At 61.3% G+C, this 1,139-nt stretch carries 2 protein-coding genes; both read right to left on the bottom strand.

What is annotated here, in order from left to right; genetic code table 11:
• A partial coding sequence (locus LQV45_RS34535) for a DUF4012 domain-containing protein (RefSeq protein ID WP_230012411.1) occupies positions 1 to 698 on the bottom strand: 698 nt, incomplete at its 3' end.
• Positions 699 to 862: 164 nt separating this feature from the next.
• The coding region (locus tag LQV45_RS34540) for a UDP binding domain-containing protein (RefSeq protein ID WP_253074605.1) at positions 863 to 1,139 on the bottom strand (277 nt) is incomplete at its 5' end.

Raw genomic sequence — 1,139 nt, forward strand, 5'->3', positions numbered from 1 at the left:
TCTACGGACAAACTAGGCGACATGACCCCAACGTCACCGCCACTGCTCTGCGCGCCCAGCGTCATCTTGCCATTCTTCAAAGTGAGCTCTGCGAGCGCTCCAGGAATGCCGCCGGAAGCCCGGACTTCGGCATTGTTCTGGATCATGAGCAAATAGTTCCGGTCACCGTCCGCTCCCAACATGCCGGGGGCGATTTCGGCCGCATTCGCGGATGCGTCGAGTGCACCAGTCACGGCCTTCAACTGTTCCCTGGCCAGTCTTAACGGCTCAGCAACCTGCGGCAACAAGGCCTCAGCATCAATATCTGCCAGCCGCTGCGCCGAGGCGCCGACCGCGTGAGCCGCGGCTGAGATGTTGGGGGACGCTTTTCGGATAGGCTCCAGGTCCGTTCCGGCGCTGCTGGGCACCAAGCTGTCCCAGTTCAGTGATTCGAACACATTGACAAGCGGAGCGATCCCCAAGTTTGCCACGTCGTCTGCTGAACGGGCTACCTCCGCAACCGCGCTGAAGTTCGCGCCCAGAACGGGAATCCCTGCGGCCAGAGTCCAGAAGGGGTCGTCTGCCGCGGCTCTCGCCACGCTGGTGTGGGATCGGAGTTCGTCAAGCCGGTGGGCGGCAGCGCTTGGCTGATTTTCGCCGATGTCCTGCTTCAGGATTGGAATGAGACGCAAAGAAGCGTCGAGTTCGCTCTTAATCACTGAGGCCCTGGAACTAAGCCAAGCCGTGCTGCCCAATCCCACGACTACAACGGCGGTCAGGCAGGCTGCGCCAGCCCAACGACGCCTAAGTTTCTGGTTCGTCGACGACTCTCGGGTGCCGACCCCTCGCGCCGATTCTTTGGACCCCTCGGATTCCGTCATGGCTACGCTCGTCCCAAGCCTCGGTAGCTCCAGCCTGCGGCACGCCACTTGGATGCGTCTAGTACATTGCGACCGTCCAGAATGCGCGGCGAAGAGACGGCTGCCCCAACTTCGTAAGGATCGAGATTTCGGTACTCCGTCCACTCCGTGAGCAAGAGAAGCGCGTCAGACTTCGCTAGGGCCGCATCTGTGTCGGGCTCATAGTGGAGTTCGGGGAACCTTCTAGCGGCGTTCTGCAGAGCCTTGGGATCTGTAACCGTAACGACTGCTCCCTGGAGC

The sequence above is a fragment of the Microbacterium sp. Bi128 genome (assembly GCF_918698205.1).